The organism is Neobacillus pocheonensis (assembly GCF_050477905.1).
Classification (GTDB): Bacteria; Bacillota; Bacilli; order Bacillales; family Cytobacillaceae; genus Neobacillus; species Neobacillus pocheonensis_A.
In genome coordinates this window covers 1-1156 of sequence record NZ_JBCNAD010000117.1, presented here as the reverse complement: position 1 = coordinate 1156, position 1156 = coordinate 1, and the positions used below count along the sequence as shown (strand labels likewise).

The window sequence follows — 1156 nt, the reverse complement described above, 5'->3', positions numbered from 1 at the left end:
ATATTTTTCTGGATTTCAGATGTGCCCTCATAGATTCTGGTAATCCTGGCATCACGATAGTAGCGTTCAACAGGATAGTCGGCGATATAACCCAAACCCCCATGAATTTGCACAGCTTTATCTGCCACACGGTTATACACCTCTGAACCATAAAGCTTCAGCATAGCCGCTTCTTTGATAACCTTCATTCCTGAATCAACCATCCAAGCCACACGGTAGGTAAAGGAACGGAGCGCTTCAATTTCAACCGCCATTTCCGCAAGCATGTGGCTGACTGCCTGATTCTTGATGATTGGTTTACCAAATTGGATTCGTTCTTTAGCATATCTGGTCGACATTTCTAATAGTTTTTGACAGGATCCGAGATTTCGTGAAGCAAGACCTGCTCGGCCATTTGCTAAAATTTTGAGAGCATTTACTTCTGAGCCCAGTACATTTTCCACTGGAACTTCGCAATCTTCAAAAATTAATTCCGCTGAATGTGAACCTCTTAAACCCATCTTTTTTTCCACTGCTCCGACCTGAAACCCAGGGAAATCTTTTTCCACAATAAACGAGGTAATGCCTTTAGCCCCTTTTTCAGGATCTGTAACAGCCATGACCGTAAATACACTTGCCTCAGTGGCATTTGTAATGTAATGCTTCAGGCCATTTAAGATGTATTTATCCCCCCTTCTTACAGCCGTAGTTTTTAAATTTGCCGCATTTGAACCAGCATCAGGTTCAGTCAATGCAAATGCTCCCAGTTTTTCTCCGCTTGCCATATCAGGGAGAAACTTTTTCTTTTGCAGTTCATTTCCCATTTCCACGATTCCTACGGTTCCAATGCCTGTATGAGCCCCAATTAATGTGGTATAGCCATTATGTGTTTGCCCAATTTCCTCGTACAAAGCACATTTACCCACCATGCCTATCCCAAGGCCGCCATACTCTTCAGGGATACTTAACCCAAACAGCCCTAACTCCTTTGAGAGATTGATAATTCTTTCTGGAATATGGTTTTCTTCTTCAATTTGCATCGCAACCGCTTCAACCTCGGTTTGAATAAAATCTCTGACGTTCGATTTCATAAACAGAATATCTTCGTTAAGTTCAAAGTTCATGGATAGCACCCCTAGTTCAGCTAAAGTTATCGGTTAAACCATTTTCTTTGATT

At 41.9% G+C, this 1156-nt stretch carries 1 protein-coding gene; it reads right to left on the bottom strand.

Features of this window, described 5'->3' with window-relative positions; translation table 11 throughout:
• Positions 1–1103 (bottom strand): acyl-CoA dehydrogenase family protein (locus ABES02_RS29750; RefSeq protein ID WP_430141645.1); only part of this gene is annotated, 1103 nt, incomplete at its 3' end.
• Between the last annotated feature and the right edge of the window lie 53 nt (positions 1104–1156).